The organism is Lachnospiraceae bacterium, from assembly GCA_025758065.1.
Lineage (GTDB): Bacteria > Bacillota > Clostridia > Lachnospirales > Lachnospiraceae > Enterocloster.
Window position 1 is genome coordinate 2,147,717 of record CP107199.1, and the last position, 20,441, is coordinate 2,168,157.

Genomic DNA, 20,441 nt, shown 5'->3' on the forward strand with positions numbered 1-20,441 from the left:
TGGGAGAGTGCAAAGCACGCAGCGATCCCGTATCAGACAGGTTAAAATATTATAGAAAGAACTGACTGGGGAAAAGAAATATAAGGTCAGATGCAGGAGAAAAAACGTGTTTGGAAAATTATGGAAAAAATGTGTAAATTATGAGACTATCAGCTACCTGGTCTGTGGTGTGCTGACAACAGCTGTGGACTTTGTTTCCTATACGTTATTCAGGAAGATGTCCATGGGTGTTGGTGTATCCCAGGCTTTTTCATGGTTGGCTGCGGTATTATTTGCCTATATTGTAAATAAGATCATTGTATTCCGCAATTTTAACATGCGCCCCTCTTACCTATTAAAAGAGGGCGGTGCTTTTTTTGCGGCAAGAGCTATTTCAGGAGTGGCGACCTGGATCTTATTGGTAGTGATGGTGAAGCTGGGAGGAGACAGAGGGCTTGTTTATGAAATGTTCTGCAAACTGACAGTTTCTGTTATCAATATGGTGGCAAATTATGTGTTCAGCAAACTTTGGATCTTTAAAAAGAAATAGGAACGGCTGTAAGAAAGGTGAATGCAGTGAGTCGTGAAGAAATAGAACAGGTAGAGAAGGAATTGGACGCAGTTTTGGAAATGGTCCAGAGACCGGTTACGGTAAAAAATGCAGACAACAGGGAGGAAGCAGCATCTTTGCAGGAAAATTTACAGGAAAGCTCGCAGGAAAAATCACAGAAAAATTTACAGGAAAGATCACAGGAAAGTGAGCTAGTGCAAATAGAAATAAAAAAAGAGAAAAAAAAGGCGGGAAGTCTGGGGAAAGCGAAAGAACAGACAGCAGCTGCAAGAGAAGAAAAAGTGGATGCTGTCCATAAGGCCGACGCGGATGAGAGAGAAGATGTACAAGCACCGGAAGAATTTAAAGACGAGCCGGAAAACGAAAGTGAGCCGGGAAATGGAGGCTTCCGCTTTCTGCGCCCAGGTGATGGTATGATCGCAGCCTTTTTTGTGCCGGTAGCTGTCCTGATCATTCTTTTTGCCCAGAGAGGTATTTTCCCATTTGGGGAAGAGTGCTTTTTACGGACAGACATGTACCATCAGTATGCCCCTTTCTTTTCTGAATTCCAGTACAAGCTAAAGCAGGGGGGGAGCCTGCTATACAGCTGGGATATTGGTATGGGAGTGAATTTTTCTGCCCTTTATGCCTATTATCTGGCAAGTCCGGTGAACTGGCTGATCATTTTATGTCCAAAGAAATTCATCATTGAATTTATGACCATCCTGATCACTATAAAAACAGGCATCTGTGGCGTGACGTTTACCTGGTATCTGAACCGTCATTTTGAAAAAAAGCATTTTATAGCCGGTGTTTTTGGTATTTTCTATGCTTTAAGCGGTTATATGGCAGCTTACAGCTGGAATATCATGTGGCTGGACTGCATCTGGCTTCTGCCACTGATCCTCTATGGGGCAGAGCAGCTGGTACGGGAGAAAAAGGGGCTGTTCTACTGCATTACCCTGGGACTTTCTATTCTGTCCAACTACTATATTTCTATTATGATCTGTATTTTTATGGTCATGTATGTGATCATGCAGGTCATTTTAAATCCGCCAAAGGGAGTAAAAGAACTGGCAGCAACAGGAGTGCGTTTTGGCTTTTATTCTCTCCTTGCAGGAGGATTGGCAGCTGTAGTGCTTCTGCCGGAGATCTATGCTTTACAGGCAACTGCTTCCGGTGACTTTGATTTTCCAAAGACTATCAGCTGCTATTTTTCTATTTTTGATATGATCGCCCGCCATATTGGAAATGTGGGAACGGAGATAGGTCTGGACCATTGGCCTAATATTTACTGTGGTGTGGCGGTACTTATGTTCCTGCTCCTTTATCTGGGGGCAAAGAAGATAACAGTGCGGGAAAAGGCAGTTTACTGTGGTCTGCTGTTAATGTTTTATGCAAGCTTTTCCATTAATGTGTTAAACTTCATCTGGCATGGTTTCCATTATCCAAACAGCCTTCCCTGCAGGCAGTCCTTTATTTATATTGCCCTGGTGCTGACTATGTGCCATCAGGCCTGCCTGGAATTAAAAGAAATTTCCTGGAAGCAGGTGGTATGGGCTTTCTGGGGTGCGGTCATTTTTGTGATCATGGCAGAGAAACTTGTGGATAACTCAGAGCAATTTCATTTTTCTGTGTTTTATGCAGCTATTATCTTCCTTTCTCTGTATATGGGACTTGTTTATCTGTACAAGAGAAAGCACTGGAATGAAGATGCGGTCATGATGCTCACACTGCTTTTAGTGGCAGTGGAAACGGCTTTAAATTTAGGTGTCAGCAGTCTTCCCACTACCAGCAGAACAGCCTATGTAAAGGATAATGAAGACACCATACAGCTGGCTGGAAACATTAAAAGTGACACCTTTTACAGAGTGGAAAAGGGAGACAGCAAGACTAAAAATGACGGGGCATGGATGAATTATCCGTCGGCATCCCTGTTTTCTTCTGTAGCCAATGCTTCTTTATCGGATTTTGTAAGATTCCTTGGATGTGAAAGCTCTACGAATGCTTACAGTATCAAGGGAAGCACCCCATTGGTGGACAGTCTGTTTTCCATCCGCTATGGCATTTATCCGGATCAGCAGCCTTCAACTGGCTTACAGGACCAGCTGGGACGAAAAGGTTCCATGTGGCTTTATGAGAATAAATATACACTGCCTGTGGCATTTATGCTCCCGGGGGATGTGGAAGGCAACTGGCTGTTAGATTCCGGCAACCCGGCTGTCGTCCAGAATGATCTTTGCAATGTGCTGGGAACCAGGGATGTTTTAGTGTCCAATGAAGGAGCTGCAGAAGGCAAAAAGTTTACCTTTACATCAGAAGAAAATGGTCAGTATTATGTATATGTGACCAACAAAAAGGTGGAAAAGGTTACTGCCGCCATGGGCGAAAAAAGCAAGACCTTTGACAATGTGGACAGAGGTTATTTCCTGGAACTTGGTTATCTTGTAAGAGGAACAGAGGTGGAGCTTCGCTGTGAAGATGATGGAAATCCAACACTTCAGGCAGAAGTATGGCGTTTTGATACAGAGGCGTTTAAAGAGTTTTATGAAAAAATGGATCAGAATCCTGTAAAACTGTCCAGGTGGACAGATACGCAGCTTTCCGGTACTATTCATGCAGATACAGCCGGTACCATGTATACAAGCATTCCTTATGATAAGGGCTGGAAACTTACAGTAGACGGTGTGGAAACAGAAACCAGGTCCATCTTTGATACATTTGTGGCAGCAGACTTAAGTGAAGGCGATCATGAGATCACTTTGACCTATGAGCCGGAAGGCTTAAAAACCGGTGCCATGATCACCGGTGTAAGCCTGTCTGTGTTTGCCGGTGCAGCCCTGTTTACAGCTGTAAATGAAAAAAATAAGAAAAAAATAGGCAAAAACAGAAAAAATAGCCGCAAAATGTGAATTTATAATGTATAATGAATAATCATACATGCAGATATAAAAAGAAAAGTAAAAGGAGACATCAATTATGAAGCTTTGGGGCGGACGTTTCACAAAAGAAACAGACCAGCTGGTACAGAATTTTAATGAATCACTTTCATTTGATCAGAAATTTTACCGTCAGGACATCAGAGGCAGCATTGCGCATGTAAAGATGTTAGCAAAACAGGGAATTCTGACAGAAGCAGACAGAGATGCCATTGTGGCAGGTCTTGAAGGCATCAGGGAAGACCTTGACAGCGGCAGTCTGGTGATCCCGTCAGACTCTGAATATGAGGATATCCATTCTTTCGTAGAAGGAACCTTAACAGAACGTATTGGTGAAGCAGGAAAGCGCCTTCATACAGGACGCAGCCGCAACGACCAGGTAGCTCTGGATATGAAGCTGTATACAAGAGATGAGATCGATGAGATGGACGTTCTTGTAAAAGAACTTTTAAAAGAACTTCTGGTGATCATGGAAGCAAATACAGAGACATTTATGCCTGGTTTTACCCATTTACAGAAAGCACAGCCTGTAACATTGGCTCATCACGTAGGTGCATATTTTGAAATGTTCTCCAGGGACCGTTCCCGTTTACAGGATATCCGCAAGAGAATGAATTACTGTCCACTAGGCTCCGGCGCCCTGGCTGGAACTACTTATCCTCTGGACAGAGAGTATACTGCAAAGCTTCTGGATTTTGATGGTCCAACCTTAAACTCCATGGATTCTGTTTCTGACCGCGATTACCTGATCGAGCTGTTAAGCGCATTATCTACGATTGCTATGCACTTAAGCCGTTTCAGTGAGGAGATCATTATCTGGAATACCAATGAATACCGTTTCGTAGAGATCGATGATTCTTACAGCACCGGAAGCAGCATTATGCCTCAGAAGAAGAATCCTGATATTGCAGAGCTGATCCGTGGAAAGAGCGGCCGCGTTTACGGTGCCCTGGTTTCTATGCTTACCACAATGAAAGGACTTCCTTTAGCATATGATAAGGATATGCAGGAAGATAAGGAGCTGACCTTTGATGCTATTGATACAGTGAAGGGCTGTCTGTCCTTATTTACCGGCATGATCTCTTCCATGAAATTCCGCAAGGATGTAATGGAAGCCAGTGCAAAGAATGGCTTTACCAATGCTACAGATGCAGCTGATTACCTGGTAAATCATGGCGTGCCGTTCCGTGATGCCCATGGCATTGTAGGACAGCTGGTACTGCTGTGCATTGACAAGGGCATTGCCTTAGATGATCTTTCATTAGAGGAATATAAGAAGATCAGTCCTGTGTTTGAGGAAGATGTATACGAAGCCATCAGCATGAAGACCTGTGTAGAAAAGCGTATGACCATCGGAGCACCAGGTCCTGAAATGATGAAGAAAGTAATTGAGATCTATAAGAAGCAGTTAGAGCAGTAACAAATACACATGATCAAGTGGAATGAGAGGTGCCGCAAAAGAAAAAAGTTTTTTTGCGGTGCCTTTTTGGTATAATGTACTCTTATTTCGAGAGTACATTATATAGGTTGGGAGGTTTTTATGAAGCTGTTTCATTTATCAGACCTGCATATTGGAAAGCGGGTCAATGAATTTTCCATGCTGGAGGACCAGAAATATATTCTGGGACAGATATTAAAGGCTGCGAAAGAGCATCAGCCGGAGGGAATCATTTTAGCAGGTGATATTTATGATAAGCCGGTTCCGGCGGCAGAGGCAGTGCAGGTATTTGATGATTTTCTCACAAGCCTGAATGAAATGGGACTGCCCGTGTTTATGATCAGTGGAAACCATGATTCTCCGGAACGTGTTTCTTACGGCGGACGGCTGATGAAGAAAAGCGGCATTTACGTGGCTCCTGTATATGAGGGAAAGACAGAGAAGGTGGAATTTACGGATGAATATGGAAAAGTGTGCATCCATCTGCTGCCTTTCATAAAACCGGCTGTAGTCCGCCATGCTTTTGAAGGGGGAGAATTTGAAAAAGAAGCAGAAGCAGTGTGCGATCACCAGAGCGCAGTGAAAATGGCTGTTTCCCATATGGATATAGATACAGATGTGCGGAATGTGTTAATAGCCCATCAGTTTGTTACAGGCGCCATGCGTTGTGAGTCAGAAGAGGTGTCTGTAGGGGGGCTTGACAATGTAGATGCCTCTGTTTTTGATGATTTTGACTATGTGGCACTGGGCCATATCCACAGTCCACAGGCAGTGGGAAGAGACCAGGTGCGCTACTGCGGCACGCCTCTTAAATACTCTTTTTCAGAGGCGGGGCAGGAGAAATCCATTACTGTGGTGGAGTTAAAAGAAAAAGGAAATGTAGATATATCAGCTATTTTTCTGCGTCCACTGCGGGATATGCGAAAGATCCGCGGCAGTTATATGGAAGTAACTGCAAAGCCATTTTATGAAAATGAAAACTGCGATGATTACCTTCATGTGACATTGACAGATGAAGAGGATATTTTAGACGGTCTTCAGAAGCTGCGGGTCATTTATCCCAATATTATGCAGCTGGAATATGATAACTGCAGGACCAGGGGAAATATGGAGCTTACGGCAGCCCAGGCAGTGGAGCAAAAATCAGAAATGGAGCTGTTTATGGAATTTTATGAGCTGCAGAATAATCAGCCTATGAGCCAGGTACAGAAAGAGTTTGTAGGAAATATCATCCGGGAGGTGAAAGAATGAAGCCGAAAAAACTGGTTATAAGCGCCTTTGGGCCTTATGGGGAAAAGACAGTAGTTGATTTTGAAAAGCTGGGGGAAAAAGGGCTTTATCTGATCACCGGTGATACAGGCGCGGGAAAGACCACTCTTTTTGATGCTATTACCTTTGCCCTTTATGGGGAAGCCAGCGGAAATGTAAGGGAAACAGGAATGTTTCGCAGCAAATACGCACCGGAGGATGTTCCTACTTATGTGGAACTGACATTTATCTATCAGGGAAAAGATTATAAAGTTACCAGAAATCCGGAATATCTGCGTCCAAAGGGCAGAGGAACGGGATTTACCTTACAGAAAGCAGAGGCAGAGCTTGTTTTTCCTGACGGCCGGCAGCCTGTGACGAAAACCAGAGAAGTGACAAAAGCTATAACAGAGTTAATGGGATTGGATTACCGCCAGTTTACCCAGATTGCCATGATCGCCCAGGGAGATTTCCAGAAACTGCTTTTAGCCGGAACTACAGAGCGGGGGGAGATATTCCGCCAGATCTTCCATACGGGGATCTATCAGGATATTGAAAACCGGCTGCGGGATGCAGTGAAGGGGAAATGGAAAGAGTATGATGGCATGCGTTTAAGCATCCTCCAGTATTTAGGTGATGCATTTATCAGCGAAGATCCCCAGGCTGAGGCAGAATGGAAAGAACTGAAAAAGGCGAAATTTGAGGGAAAGACCATGCGGGGGATCCAGCTTCTTGTAGATGCTATAAAACGGCAGGAAGACAGTTTAAGAGAGGTAAAAGACCACATAAACGGTCTGGATAAAGAAATAAAAGCTGCAAGCCGGGGGCTTGGAGAAGCACAGCAAAAGCAGAAAATGAAGAAAAACCTGGAAGCAAAGCAGGAACAGCTTAAGGTGTTAGTTCCAAAGGTAACAGAGGCTGAGGAACAGAAAAAGGAAGCAGAAGAAGCAGCCGGAGACTGTGAGCTGCTGGCAGAGGAGATCCGCGGTTTACGGACACAAAAAGATGGTCTGGAAGCCTTTATAAAGAAGAAAAAAACAGCCGGCGAAAAGGCAGACCAGATTGAAAAAGAGAAAGAGGCAGCTGGAAGATTAAACACAGAAAAAGCTTCTCTGGAACAGGCAATACAGGAGAATAAAGAAGCCCGGGAAAGCCTGAAAGGGGTAGACGCCCAAAAAGAACGGCTGCAAAGTATCTTAAAAGAAGTGCAGGACAAGGCAAAGCAGCTTGCAGACGGGGAAAATGCTTTAAATCAGGCAGTTATAGAAAAAGATGCCGGGGAAAAGAAAGTAGCAGAACTGGAAAAAAATGAAAATGAACTTGTGCTGCAGAAAGAAGAACGGAAAAAGAAGGAAACAGTCCTTACGGAACTGGCTGGAACAGAGCTGGTACTGCAGGTAAGAGCAGGGCAGTTACGGGAGTTTAAGACCCAGGTAGTCCAGTTACAACAGGCGGAGAGAAGATTATGGGAGACCCAGGATAAATATGAGAAAGCTGTTGCGGAAAGAAATGAGGAAAGGGAGGTTTATAACCAACTGGAACAGGCATTTTTGGATGCACAGGCAGGTCTTCTGGCAAAGCATTTAAAGGAAGGGGAGAAATGTCCGGTCTGTGGTTCCCTTCATCATCCCCAGCTGGCAGTGATCGCAGATCAGGTGCCGGATAAAAAGGTTCTGGACCGGAAGAGGGAAATATTAGAGCTGAAAGAAAAAAATGTACAGCAGTTAAGTGCCCAGGCCGGCCAGATGAAGGAGCAGCTGGGGGATCTGCGGGAGCAGTATAAAAATAAAGGAGGGAAGATCTTTGGGGACGTCTGGAATGAGATATCAGAAGCACCTCATATGGAAGGTTCCGGGACAGAAAAAAGTGCAGCAGAAAGCCAGGATGTCATAAAAGTAAAAATGCATCTGTCAGAGGAATTATCTTCCTGTGAACAGAAGTTAAAAGAAGCTCAGACGGCAAAAGAATCTCTTGAAAAATGCCAGAAAGAACTGGCGGCTTTAGAACAGAAGGAAAAAGTACTCCAGGATAAGCTGTTAAAGACCCGGAATATTTATTCATCAGCAGCAGGAAGCCTTTCTCTTCTTATAAAGCAGAGCATGGAGATATTGCAGCTGGAAAAGCAGCAGGAAGATCTGCAAAGTACACAGATACAGTCAGGTATGCAGGACATACAGCAGATGCTTGTTTGGATAAAAGCTGCATATATACAGTTAAAAGAAGAAAACAGGGATGCTTTGGAAGCAGTTCAGGCAGAGATCAGGAAAAACAGAGAAAAAGCAGATATATTAGATCATTTACAGATACAGGCAGAAAAGCTGGAGATCCGTCAGAAGACTCTTTCAGACAGCATTTCCCAAAAGACTCTGGATATCCAGAAACTGGAAATACAGCTGGAAGAGTTAAAGAGACAGATTGAAGAAGAAAGCCAGATATATGGTTTTATGACAACCCATGAGATAGATGCTGTCCTGAAAGCTAAAACAGAGAAAAAACAGGCATTAGAGAAGAAGCTGAAGCAGGCGGATGAAACACTTGGTCAGTTAAAACAGCAGTGTGAAAGCCTGAAATCTTCGATGGAAACCTTAAAAAGCCAGATTTCTTCCACAGTAGAAAGCTCTGAAGACGAGATACAGGCAAAAATCAATACATTCTCAGAAGAGAAGAAAAACTGGGAAGAAGCTTATTCCAGACAGTTTTCACAGCTGCAAAGCAACCGGCGTATTTATGAGGCTGTTCAGGGACAGCAGGAAAAAATGGCAGCAGCAGAGCAGGAATATGTGTGGATGCGGGCACTTTCTGATACAGCAGGGGGAACACTTAGCGGAAAGCGTAAGATCGAGCTTGAAACCTATGTGCAGATGGCTTATTTTGACCGGATCCTGCGCAGGGCCAATCTGCGGCTTATGACCATGAGCAGTGGCCAGTATGAGTTAAAACGGCAGGAAAATGGGGAAGGCAAGAAGGAAAAAGCAGGTCTGGAATTAAATGTTATTGACCATTACAACGGAACAGAGCGAAGTGTAAAAACACTTTCCGGCGGAGAATCCTTCCAGGCGTCCCTTTCACTGGCATTGGGGCTTTCCGATGAGATCCAGGCAGGCGCAGGCGGGATCCGCCTGGATGCCATGTTTGTAGATGAAGGTTTTGGTTCGTTAGATGAAGACTCCTTAAACCAGGCGATCCGTTCCTTAAATGATCTGGCAGAGGGCCAACGACTGGTAGGCATTATATCTCATGTAGGAGAGCTGAAGGACCGGATCGAGCGAAAAATCATTGTCACCAAAAAACGCAGCAGCGCAGGTATAGGAAGCCAGGTACAGGTGGTTGGGAACTAAGAAAGTTTATTCAGGCATAGCTGGAAAACTGACAGAAAATCTTAAACAAACTGCGGTTGCCCATAAAGCGGTGTTCTGGTAAAATGGGGAGCAGATAGAAAAAAGCGGGTATATGTTTTCCAAAAGGAGATGCGTTTTATGAGATATAGAAGATTATTGATGGGAGGTTTTCTGGCAGTAGGACTGGCTGTAACAGCAGCTTCCGGCGCGATGGCAGAACAGATCATTGCCATTAACAGCACCGTTGAAGCTGTTGATGGCCAGGCAACACCGGTGACAGATGCCAGCCAGAATGACCAGGATGGGGCAAAGGCCTCACAGGCAACAGAAAATCCTGCAGCCGGTACAGATAAGACCCAGAGTACAGAAAACAAGGCAGATGGAAGCCAAAAGGAGTCAGATGCTGTTCAGAATACAGAAACCTCTGCAGCCAAACCAGACCCGGCATCTATCACCCCGACAGCCACCGGTATCAGCATCTATATCAGCAAACGCCAGAGCAAGCTGACCCTGATGCAGAATAAGAAGGTGATCGGTATCTGGGATGCCAAGCTGGGACGGCAGTCGGCTACTGGTGATAAAGTAAAGGAGGGAGATGAGATCACTCCGTCAGGCAGTTTCTACGTATGTACCAGAAATGACAAGAGCAAATATTATCTGGCACTGGGATTGTCCTATCCCAATATTGAAGATGCCCAGAGAGGTCTGTCCACCGGCCTTATTACCCAGGAACAGTATCAGGCTATTGTAGATGCCAATAAAGCAGGTGTGACACCCCCATGGGATACTCCTTTAGGAGGAGCCATTGAGATCCATGGAAATCAGGGAGACAGAGGAACAGCAGGCTGTATTGCCATGACAAATGATGTAATGGATATTCTGTGGAGTTACTGTGCAGTAGGTGTACCGGTGACTATCGGGCCGTAACTGATTTAAATGGACAGAAGAACCGCTGGAATGTGAAAGGAAACAAAAGAAACAATGGAACGCGAAATAGATTTAAAAGAAATATCAGATGGAAAGCTGTACAGTTCCTCAGATATGGTAAAAGCAGACTGCGGCGACTGTAAAGGCTGTTCTGCCTGCTGTCAGGGAATGGGATCCTCTATTTTACTGGATCCCTATGATATTTACCGTTTAAGTACAGGAACAGGGCTATCCTTTGAGGATCTGTTAAAAGGCCGGATCGAGTTAAACATGTCAGACGGACTGATCCTTCCAAATCTGAAAATGGCAGGAGAAAAGGAAGCCTGTTCTTTCTTAAATGAAGAAGGAAGATGCTCCGTTCATCCATTCAGACCGGGATTTTGCCGCCTGTTCCCATTGGGCAGACTGTATGAAAATGGTTCATTCCAGTATTTTTTACAGATCCACGAATGTAAAAAAGAAAACAGGACCAAAGTAAAGGTACGTAAATGGATCGATGTGCCGGATTTCGGAAAATATGAGAAATTCGTTTCTGACTGGCATTATTTTGCAAAAGAAATGGGACAGAAGATAAAAAGTTTTGGAAGTGAAGGACAGGAAAAGTCAAAGGCATTGTGCTTATATATCCTGAAAAAGTTCTATATGGAGCCCTTTGATGCTTCTGGGGATTTTTATGAGCAGTTTAACAAGAAACTGGAGGAAGCGAAACATGCAGCAGCTGCCTAAGGAATTTATTGGAAGAATGGTGCGCACCGTTCTGTTTATCGGTCTGGTGGCAGCCTGCTGCGCAGGAGTAGCTACTTTTGGAATGCTTGTAGCGTCCAAATTCAATCTGACTACTTCCAGAAACCAGGTTCCTCTTACTTCTGTTAAGATCGAAGGAGAAAAGGTACTGATCCCTGAAAATGGAAAGACCACCAGGGAAGCTGGCTGGACACTTAGAAACAGCAGAGGACAGTATATCCTGACTTTGGACGAACTGGAAGCAGGAAGCCTGGACACAGCAGAACCGGTGATCGAAGTGGAAGGAGATCTGATCCTTCAGCTGAAAAAAGATACAGTAAGCCACCTGGAAAGCCAGGGACCTGTGATCAAAAAAGGTACAGGTACACTGACCGTCAGGGGAGAAGGAAGCCTGGAACTGGAATCTGCCAGCGGCAATGCTGTCTGCAGCGACTGGAACGGGGGAGAGCTGGATGCAGACCATCCTTCTGCAGTCCGGCTGGAGGGCGGAAACCTTACCTTTACAGGCTTAGAGTTTGGCATTGTAGATGAGACTGTGGAACTTGCAGGCGCCCAGGGAACGATCACAGCGGCCTGTGCATCCGGAGCTGCTGTTAAAACGGCTCATATAAAAAGAGAAGGCAGCAACAGCGACAAACTGGAATTAATTGGAAGTAAAGCTGTTGTAGTGCCGGAGTCTTAAAACGATGTACTAGTACATCAGATATCATCTAATGTGGCGAAATGATATCCCATTTCTTCCCATTTCGTAAGAAGTTCATCCAGGATAGCACCATTAGTATCTGAGGTGCTGTGAAGCAGTACGATGGCTCCGGGATGGATACGGCCTAACAGTTTTTCGAACGCCTCTTCTTTTGAGGGCTGTTTATCCTGATACCAGTCCACATAAGCAAGGCTCCAGAAAAAGGTTTTGTATCCCATCTCCTGAGCCATTTTTAAGTTGTTTTCACTGTATTTTCCCTGAGGCGGCCGGTAATATTTTTTCATGGTCTGGCCAGTGACCTGTGTATACAAGGTTTCCAGATCCTTTAATTCTTTTTCAAAACTTGCTTTGTCAGAGATCTTTGACATGTCCGGATGGTGGTATGTATGATTGCCAACAATATGTCCTTCATTTACCATCCGTTTTACCAGTTCAGGACTTGTTTCCAGATAATTTCCCACTATAAAAAAGGCTGCATGGACTCCATGCTTTTTTAATGCATCTAATATTTTTCCTGTATTTCCATTTTCATAACCGGCATCAAAGGTGAGATAGAGCACTTTTTCACCAGGCTCTCCCATATAACAGGCATTAAACTGCTTTAAATAGTCATTTGTTGTATTTCCAACGGGAGCCTGACCGGGATTTGGAAAACTTAAGCCCCAGTTGCCGTCAGCAGAGGCAGAATAAATGGGAATACCATTTTCTGTTAAGGCTACTGGCTTTGGAGAGGATTTCTGGATTGCATTTTTTGAAGATCCATCAACGGAAAGAAACTGGTTTGCAGCATGACCGGCCAGACTTCCTGCCAGATAGGCAAAAACAAAGATCAAAACCAGATGGAACCATTTTTTTATAAAACTACCCATAGGGAAACTCCAGATAAAAGAGATTGGTGTATGTATATTCCAAAGAGGCTCCGGATATGTTATACTCCCTGTTAGAAAGTAAAAGATTTCAGGATTATATAAAGATTCCGAGAGTACATAAGAATGTAAAGGAGAACTATTATGGAATTTAACCAGACCCTTATGGCACGCAGAAGCTTAAGAGCTTATGAAGAAGGAAAGACAGTAGAAAAGGCGCAGATCGAAGAAATGATCCGTTTTGCCCAGATGGCTCCATCCTGGAAAAATTCCCAGACTGGCAGATATTATGTGGTAATGTCACCGGAAATGCTGGAAAAAGTGAAAAAAGACTGCCTTCCGGAATTTAACCAGAAAAACAGTGCAAATGCACCAGTACTTATTGTTACGGCTTTTGTAAAAACCCGTTCCGGTTTTTCAAGAGAAGGCGTAGCTGAAAATGAAGTAGGTGAAGGCTGGGGCTGTTATGATCTGGGACTTCAGAACGAAAACCTGGTGTTGAAGGCAAAGGATATGGGCTTAGATACTCTGATCATGGGGATCCGTGACAGTGAAAAGCTTCGTGAATACTTAGAAATCCCGGCATCCCAGGAAGTTGTCTCCGTGATCGCAGTAGGATACGGAGCGATCAGACCTGAAATGCCGACAAGGAAGAATGTAGAGGATATAGCAAAATTCTTCTAAATTAAATTTTGAAATCAATTTTTCAAAACAAGTTTGTGGTTATTACAACAGTTTTTTCATTTCCATATACGGCAGGACGTTAAATCCATTTTTCTCATAGACTTTAACGGCTCTGCCGTTTTCTTCTTCTACTTCCAGACGAAGGACTGCCTCAGGATACATGTTTCCAATAAATTCAAGAAACTGGCTTCCGATACCAGTACCCCGGAAAGCTTCTTTGATATAAATGTCTTCCAGCCAGATACAGGGACGGCCAAATTCCGTAGAAAAGCTTTTGGCGGTCATGGCATATCCCTGGATCTGCCCGTTTTCTTCAAACATATAACCTTCCAGATAAGGATTATCGCTTACACAGGCTTCAAAATCATTGGAATAAATAGTGGCAGAGCCATTGGTGAAAACGGCCGGGGAAGTGTAGAAAACTTCCATCATTGCAAGAACCGCTTCTTTGTCTGCAGGCTGCATGGGTCGTATGATTGTCATGTTTTTTTCTCTCTTTCATTTTTACGTACTCTCGGAGTCTTTCATGCACTTGCTTTTGCGGCCGATTTTCCGCCAGTCGCACCCGAATTTTAGAGGCGGACGCAACGCCAACGCCTCAAAAATTTGGGCACAACTGACAAAAAATTTTCTCGCAAAATCAAGTACAAAAAGATTCCGAGAGTACATTTTTAAATCCGTTTTCCATCTTTTATAACTGCTTTTAGTTCCAGATCCGCCCCAAGAAGCACCACATTGGCTTTTTTACCTTTTTCAAGGGAGCCGTATTCGTCATCGATCTTTAAGCTCTTTGCAGGATTGATGGTAGCGCAGGCAACCGCTGTTTCCAGTGGGATGTCCATTTTTTTAACAACTGTGCGCATACAGTCAGCAAGGTTGGTGGCAGAACCGGCAATGGCCCCGTCAGAAACCAGAGTTGCCAGTTTTCCGACTACTTTTACGTCCAGTCCGCCTAAAGTATACTGGCCGTCAGGCATACCGGTGGCTCTCATGCTGTCACTGATCAGGATCATACGGTCTGCTCCCATCATCTGGAAGGTAGCACGTACAGAAGACGGATGGATATGGATGCCGTCACAGATGATCTCTGCCATAACATGTTTGCTGTCAAATACGGCGCCTACAACTCCGGGAGCCCGGTGAAGGATTTCCGGCATACCGTTGTATAAATGGACAGCGTGGTTTGCCCCTGCGTTAAAAGCCGCCAGGGCAGTATCGTAATCTGCATTGGTATGAGCCAGTGAGATGTCTACTTTATCTTTCATCTGCCGGATAAATTCCAGAGAATTTTCGCTTTCCTCCGGCGCAATTCCTACAAATTTGACCAGGCCTTCTGAGGCTTCCAGGAAGCGTTCACAAAGGGCAGTATCACATGGAAGGATATTCCGGTCATCCTGGGCGCCTTTTTTCACAGGACTGATAAAAGGCCCTTCCATGTTTATGCCTACCAGGTCAGCTTTTTTATAGTCGTGCTTTTCATGCTTGTACTGTGCGGCAGTTTTTAAAACATCTACCAGCTCCTCTACAGGAAGTGTCATGGTAGCCGGTGCAATGGCAGTTACTCCCACAGAAGCTTCGTATTCTGCGATCCGTTCTATTGCTTCCATGGAATTGTCACAGAAATCATCCCCCTTGCATCCGTGGAAATGCAGGTCAATCAGCCCTGGAATGGCATAGGCGCCTTCTCCATCCAGAACATCATTTTCTGAAAGATAGCCATCAGCAGGCTTATTTTCTGCTGTATAAATATGGCAGATGCGGTCATTTTCAAGAATGATACCGCCGTTTACAAATGTCTTTTCTGGTGTATAAACTTTTACATTATCAATGATCATAGCAGTAACCCCTCCTATTGTATCTTTCTCTAGTGTACCGAAATTTGGAGCTTTTTTCAATATTCAGGCAACTTATCTTTTATAAAGTGAAGAAAGGCCTGTGAAGCCAGTGAGATGTTCTTTTCATAAGCCAGTCCAATATTCATGGTTTGGGTCGGTTTTAATGGAAGGTGCACCACCCGGTCCTGCCAGAGATAACTGTTGACCTGGTTATTGATGCCGATGCCAAGACCGGCTTCTACCATGGAATAGGTTGCGTTAATGTCCATAGTGGAAAACTGGGTGTTGGGAGTAATGTGGCAGCGGGAGAAAATACGGGCATTGTCTACGTCCTGTCCCGGATAGGTCTGGATGTAGGATTCTACAGCAAAGGCTTCCATGGGAACGGATGTTTCTTTTGCTAGTGGGTGTCCAGGTGGAATAAGGGCTACCATGGGATCATTTCGCAGTAAGATCCAGTTGTGGTCGCCTTCACGTTCACTGATAAGACAGAAATCTGCCTGGTGAAAGGAAAGCATCTGCAGGAGCTATATCCCCTTTATAGAGGCTGTGGGATACATTACTCTGCGGGTGATCCTGTCATGGACATTTGTAAGCCGGTTTCAGTTAAATGCAGTAGCAGTGGCTACCGGGATTGGCTGGGTATTGTTGAATTTGTTTTGGAGCGGGTGTTATTTAAAAAAGAAGTTATAAAGTTTACTCTTTTATATCTTTCTCGTAGTCTTTTAACTGAGCATGCCAGCTATCTCTGTCCTTTTCCGTTATCTGCCGTATTACATGACAGGGATTCCCGCCTGCAACTACGTGACTGGGGATATCCTTTACTACAACCGATCCAGAAGCGATCACTACATTGCTTCCTATGGTAACGCCTGGATTGATCACAACATTTCCACCGATCCAGACATCATCGCCTATGGTTACAGGTTTAGCATATTCCAGATCCAGGTTACGCACATCTTTATCAATGGGATGACCTGCTGTATATATGCTTATGTGAGGAGCCAGAAATACATTATCTCCAAAGGTAACATAATTTTCATCCAATATAGTCAGATCTGTATTAGCATAAAAATGCTTTCCAAATGATATTCTGTTTCCATGGTCAAAATAAACAGGAGGTGTCAGTAGCATATCATCAGGAGCGGATTTAAAACATTTTTTCAGTTCTTCAAAAGCACTTTTATCATGCCAGTATTCTGATTCATTAAATTTTTTCTGTGCTGCATGAACGGTTTCAAAGGTATTTCCGCCAACTTTATAGGGATTATATAATTTTCCCTGGATCATTCTGTCCCATTCGGTTTTATTTATCATTGCTTAACCTCTTAATTTTAAATTCATACGAATTAATGTATTTTATTACATTATTTCATATGAATCAATGCAAGATTTTACATTATGCGCATTTCTTCAAAACTTTATATGCTTTATTTATGCTTATATTCAAAAAATAACGTTTTGCACTACCATTCGCAAAAAGTTATCTTTGTCCAGTTGCAAAATTGGGATATTGTTGACTAAGGTCCGAAAGCCACCGGTGCACATGACAGATGCGCATTTGGGAGAAAATCCTTTGTTCGTGGACTTGCGCCGCTTATTGTCAGAAATGCGAACCAAACTCGCACGCTTTGCGTGCTCAAACAGTGGTTCTCCGTTCTGACGCTATGCGCGCCCACTCACGGATTTTCAAACAAATGCTTATTCTGTCATGTGCACCGGCGGCTTTCTACGTTATTGGCAATAAAAAATGTAGGAGCAAACCAATAAACAGTTTTCATGCAGGAGGGGGATTGTACTTAAGTACGGCATTTTTTATGTGACATATCCAATACAGTAGAAAGGGCTCCTCCATGTATAATAAGCATTCGTTAGGCAATTTTGGACCTTTTGTGAGCATAGCGGACAGGGTGGAGGCATTGTTTGAACACGCGAAGCGTGTGAGTTTGCCGGAGCCCTGTCTAACTGGCGGCGGAACAAAAGGTCCTAAATTACGTGAATGCGTTTATACATGGAGGAGCCCTTTCGGACCCTATTGAACTAAATCCCACTTTAGTCATAAATATCAAAACATTTTGGGATTGAATTCCTCTATTTCTTAGAAAATTGTAAAAAACTACCTTTTGACACCTTAATCATTCTATTAGTTCATTATAATTTTTTACTGTTTTCCTGGTTGTTCATCATTACTTCTCATCCACCACCTGGAAAATAATAAACTTCAGATAATAAGACTCATCTGCCGCCCAAAGGATGGGGTGATCCGCTGCCTGGGTGCGGTATTCCACCTGGCGCAGTCTCTTGTGGACGTTGGAAGCGGCTTCACGGATGGTCTTGGTGAACAGTTCCGGATCCATGAAGTGGGAGCAGGAGCAGGTGGCAAGGTAGCCGCCGTCTTTTACTAACTTCATGCCGCGGAGATTGATCTCACGGTAGCCTTTTACTGCGTTTTTAATGGAATTTCTGGATTTGGTGAAGGCTGGCGGGTCAAGGATGACTACATCAAACTTTTCACCTTCCTGTTCTAATTTAGGAAGCAAGTCAAATACATCGGCGCACTGGAAGGTTACATGATCCTCTAAGCCATTTAAGCGGGAATTTTCTGTTGCCTGGTCTACGGCAAGCTGGGAAGCATCCACCCCCAGGACTTTTTTGGATCCTGCAATACCTGCATTTAAAGCAAAAGAGCCGGTATGGGTAAAGCAGTCTAATACTTTTGCAGGTTTCAGATTGCGGCACAGGTTCTGTACTGCAAGCCGGTTGTATTTCTGATCCAGGAAAAATCCGGTTTTCTGGCCGTCTTCTACGTCTACGATGTAGTGAACGCCATTTTCACATATCTCCACCTTGGTATCAAATGGTTCACCAATAAAGCCCTTGAAGCGCTCCATACCTTCCTGAAGGCGGACTTTTGCATCGCTTCGCTCATAAATGCCACGGATCAAAATACCGTCTTCTGCCAGGATTTTCTTTAATTTATCTAAGATCACCGGCTTTAAGCGGTCGATTCCCAGTGCCAGGGACTCTACTACTAAAACATCTTCGAACTTATCGATGACGATACCAGGCAGAAAATCTGCTTCGCCGAAGATCACGCGGCAGCTGGAGATATCAGTAGTAGCTTTTCTGTATTCCCAGGCAGTGCGGACTCTCTGTTCGATGAAATCTTCATTGACTACAGTATCTTTTTTGCGGGATAACATGCGTACGGTCAGTTTGGATCTTGTATTGATAAAGCCATGTCCCAAAGGATAGCCATCAAAGTCTTCTACAGTGACCAGATTACCATTTTCAAAATCACCGGAAATGGCGTCAATCTCATTATCATAGATCCAGGCGCCGCCGGCCTTTAAGGTGCGTCCGGTTCCTTTCTTTATACGTACACAGGCAGTTTCTTTAAATAAATCTTCGTAGTTCATTTGTTTTCTCCTCGGTTTTTGAATGTATAGGCGCTGGTTGTTTTTCCAGGGTTTATTATACCTTTGCAAAAGGGTCTGTGTCCAGTACTCCGATACCTTTACGGATCACCTGTTCGGTCAGTTTTGCCAGCTGTCCCGGCGTTTCTTTCATACCTGTTTTCAACCAGTATTGCACCAGTCCTACACAGCCGGATACAATGAAAGAAAAGTAGGCATCAAAGATAGCGGGATTTCCGGTGCGGAATACTTCCATCCAGTCATGGAGACATTTATCACGGATCAGCTGCTTTAAGCGGTTCATAAAGTTTAAGTCACCGTTTTCGCCTAATAATATTTCCACCAGGTCGGCGTTGTCATAGGCCAGCGTGTAGATCTCTACAAAAATACCATAAGGATGTTTTTTCAGTTCTTCTGCGTCATGTTTCATGACCAGCTGGTTAAAATTATCTAAAAGCTCACTTTCTGTTTTTTCCAGAAGATCAAATACATCTTTATAATGAAGATAAAAAGTTCCTCTGTTCAGATCGGCCAGTTCAGTTAGTTCACGGACAGTAATATCCTGTACCTTTTTCTGCTTTAATAAAGTAACAAGACATTCCCGCAGCTGCTTTCTGGTACGCCGTATCCGTCGATCTACTGCTTCTGTACTCATGATAAGAAATTCCCCCTTTTTGTATTCCATGTTCGTTCAAATTTGTTTACAGTATTTTAATACTTTTTTTATTAACATACATTATAAAAATGTCGATTAATAAACAAAAGAATTAAAATTAATCATTGTTGTTTTCATCATTAGTTAGTATAATCCATTATAGTTAATAAATGAACAAATGTCAATTAACAAATAAACAGTTCAATAAACGAAAACAGAGGTTTTAAAGACAGCAGGAGATGAGAGGATGAAAGGCAGAAGCAGGTTATATCCTATTTCTATAATTATGATGGCCGCTTTTCTGGCAGCGGGACCGGCAAATGCAGTATATGCAGCAGAGCCAAATGGCAGTTGGGTAAATCTTGACGGGAACTGGTACTGGAAAAAAACAGATGGTACGGCATACATTGGCTGGCTCTATACCGGCGGCCGCTTTTACTATATGAAGGAAGACGGGACCATGGCCACCGGATGGGAAAAGGTGGGAGATGAATGGTATTACTTCCACGAAGATGGAGGCATGAACGAAGGACAGCTGGTTTTAGATAATGCAGTATATGAATTTGAAGATTCAGGAGCTTTGAAAACAGCGAAGTGGCTGGAAAATACAGGCGGAGGTGCTTATAATGCAGGCTGCTATGATGATATAACACAGGAACTTTTCAGTGAGCTGGGAGATGAAAAGAAAGAACAGTATTTTGACGCATATCCAGACAGAGAACGGGAATATGACGGCGACAACCACACCAGTTATGACCGGTATGCAGGCTTTATTATGGATATGAAGTTAAATAAAATAGCGCAAAGCCGTCTGGCAGCAGCCATGGAAAAAGGATATGCAGACGGACGGGTTACAGGAGAAGGAACCATAGAGGACACACTGGCATCGATCCCTTATCGCAAAAATGCTTCCTGCCTGGAGGTATATGTGCGGGACTGTGAGGATGCGGATGAGGCATATGGCAAGATAATGAATGTAACGGAACGTAAATATACATCAAAGTCAGACAGAAAATACACATTGCAATATTATCGATATATGGGTATGGCTCATGAGGAAAAGAACGGACACCATTGGTTTATGGTTCTTTTTATGCGTTAAATAACACATATCTATGT

17 protein-coding genes are annotated in these 20,441 nt (G+C 43.7%); 10 read left to right on the forward strand and 7 right to left on the reverse strand.

The window, feature by feature from the left end; genetic code table 11:
- Nucleotides 1-106: 106 nt before the first annotated feature.
- The 8 genes from OGM16_09970 (at nucleotide 107) to OGM16_10005 (ending at nucleotide 11,845) form a co-directional block, all read left to right on the forward strand.
- Nucleotides 107-529 (forward strand): GtrA family protein, encoded by a 423-nt coding sequence (locus OGM16_09970; GenBank protein UYJ45161.1) that lies wholly within the window; start codon nucleotides 107-109, stop codon nucleotides 527-529.
- Between the two features lie 26 nt (nucleotides 530-555).
- The gene (locus tag OGM16_09975) at nucleotides 556-3,441 is read left to right on the forward strand and encodes a YfhO family protein (GenBank protein UYJ45162.1); all 2,886 of its coding nucleotides are present in this window, start codon (nucleotides 556-558) and stop codon (nucleotides 3,439-3,441) included.
- 67 nt (nucleotides 3,442-3,508) lie between these two features.
- On the forward strand, nucleotides 3,509-4,888 hold the full coding sequence (gene argH, locus OGM16_09980) for an argininosuccinate lyase (protein ID UYJ45163.1): 1,380 nt from the start codon (nucleotides 3,509-3,511) through the stop codon (nucleotides 4,886-4,888).
- A gap of 120 nt (nucleotides 4,889-5,008) precedes the next feature.
- The gene (locus OGM16_09985; GenBank protein UYJ45164.1) at nucleotides 5,009-6,157 is read left to right on the forward strand and encodes an exonuclease SbcCD subunit D; all 1,149 of its coding nucleotides are present in this window, start codon (nucleotides 5,009-5,011) and stop codon (nucleotides 6,155-6,157) included.
- Nucleotides 6,154-9,492: an SMC family ATPase gene (locus tag OGM16_09990; protein UYJ45165.1), complete on the forward strand. Its 3,339-nt coding sequence runs from the start codon at nucleotides 6,154-6,156 to the stop codon at nucleotides 9,490-9,492. The genes OGM16_09985 and OGM16_09990 overlap by 4 nt, the downstream gene beginning before the upstream one ends.
- A gap of 138 nt (nucleotides 9,493-9,630) precedes the next feature.
- Nucleotides 9,631-10,419, forward strand: coding sequence for a L,D-transpeptidase (locus OGM16_09995; protein UYJ45166.1), 789 nt, complete (start codon nucleotides 9,631-9,633; stop codon nucleotides 10,417-10,419).
- Between the two features lie 54 nt (nucleotides 10,420-10,473).
- The gene (locus OGM16_10000; protein UYJ45167.1) at nucleotides 10,474-11,145 is read left to right on the forward strand and encodes a YkgJ family cysteine cluster protein; all 672 of its coding nucleotides are present in this window, start codon (nucleotides 10,474-10,476) and stop codon (nucleotides 11,143-11,145) included.
- Nucleotides 11,129-11,845 carry a hypothetical protein gene (locus OGM16_10005; protein ID UYJ45168.1) on the forward strand — a complete coding sequence of 239 codons (717 nt, stop codon included), beginning with the start codon at nucleotides 11,129-11,131 and terminating at the stop codon, nucleotides 11,843-11,845. The genes OGM16_10000 and OGM16_10005 overlap by 17 nt, the downstream gene beginning before the upstream one ends.
- A 17-nt stretch (nucleotides 11,846-11,862) precedes the next feature.
- Here the strand turns inward: OGM16_10005 and pdaA are convergent, their stop codons facing one another.
- Nucleotides 11,863-12,735 carry a delta-lactam-biosynthetic de-N-acetylase gene (pdaA, locus tag OGM16_10010; protein ID UYJ45169.1) on the reverse strand — a complete coding sequence of 291 codons (873 nt, stop codon included), beginning with the start codon at nucleotides 12,733-12,735 and terminating at the stop codon, nucleotides 11,863-11,865.
- Between the two features lie 141 nt (nucleotides 12,736-12,876).
- Between pdaA and OGM16_10015 the strand changes: the two genes are divergently transcribed.
- Nucleotides 12,877-13,416, forward strand: a complete 540-nt coding sequence (locus OGM16_10015) for a nitroreductase family protein (GenBank protein ID UYJ45170.1) — start codon at nucleotides 12,877-12,879, stop codon at nucleotides 13,414-13,416.
- Nucleotides 13,417-13,458: 42 nt separating this feature from the next.
- Here the strand turns inward: OGM16_10015 and OGM16_10020 are convergent, their stop codons facing one another.
- From OGM16_10020 to OGM16_10045, 6 genes are all read right to left on the reverse strand, one after another.
- Entirely contained in the window at nucleotides 13,459-13,899 is a 441-nt protein-coding gene (locus OGM16_10020; GenBank protein UYJ45171.1) for a GNAT family N-acetyltransferase, read from the reverse strand.
- 188 nt (nucleotides 13,900-14,087) lie between these two features.
- Complete coding sequence (gene nagA, locus OGM16_10025; GenBank protein ID UYJ45172.1) at nucleotides 14,088-15,251, reverse strand: N-acetylglucosamine-6-phosphate deacetylase; 1,164 nt, start codon at nucleotides 15,249-15,251, stop codon at nucleotides 14,088-14,090.
- Nucleotides 15,252-15,307: 56 nt separating this feature from the next.
- Nucleotides 15,308-15,769, reverse strand: coding sequence for a LysR family transcriptional regulator substrate-binding protein (locus OGM16_10030; GenBank protein UYJ45173.1), 462 nt, complete (start codon nucleotides 15,767-15,769; stop codon nucleotides 15,308-15,310).
- Nucleotides 15,770-15,947: 178 nt separating this feature from the next.
- Nucleotides 15,948-16,568, reverse strand: a complete 621-nt coding sequence (locus OGM16_10035; GenBank protein UYJ45174.1) for a sugar O-acetyltransferase — start codon at nucleotides 16,566-16,568, stop codon at nucleotides 15,948-15,950.
- Nucleotides 16,569-17,437: 869 nt separating this feature from the next.
- Complete coding sequence (locus OGM16_10040; GenBank protein ID UYJ45175.1) at nucleotides 17,438-18,670, reverse strand: class I SAM-dependent rRNA methyltransferase; 1,233 nt, start codon at nucleotides 18,668-18,670, stop codon at nucleotides 17,438-17,440.
- Nucleotides 18,671-18,725: 55 nt separating this feature from the next.
- On the reverse strand, nucleotides 18,726-19,322 hold the full coding sequence (locus OGM16_10045; protein ID UYJ45176.1) for a TetR family transcriptional regulator C-terminal domain-containing protein: 597 nt from the start codon (nucleotides 19,320-19,322) through the stop codon (nucleotides 18,726-18,728).
- A gap of 247 nt (nucleotides 19,323-19,569) precedes the next feature.
- Between OGM16_10045 and OGM16_10050 the strand changes: the two genes are divergently transcribed.
- Entirely contained in the window at nucleotides 19,570-20,424 is an 855-nt protein-coding gene (locus tag OGM16_10050; protein ID UYJ45177.1) for a hypothetical protein, read from the forward strand.
- Nucleotides 20,425-20,441: the final 17 nt, after the last annotated feature.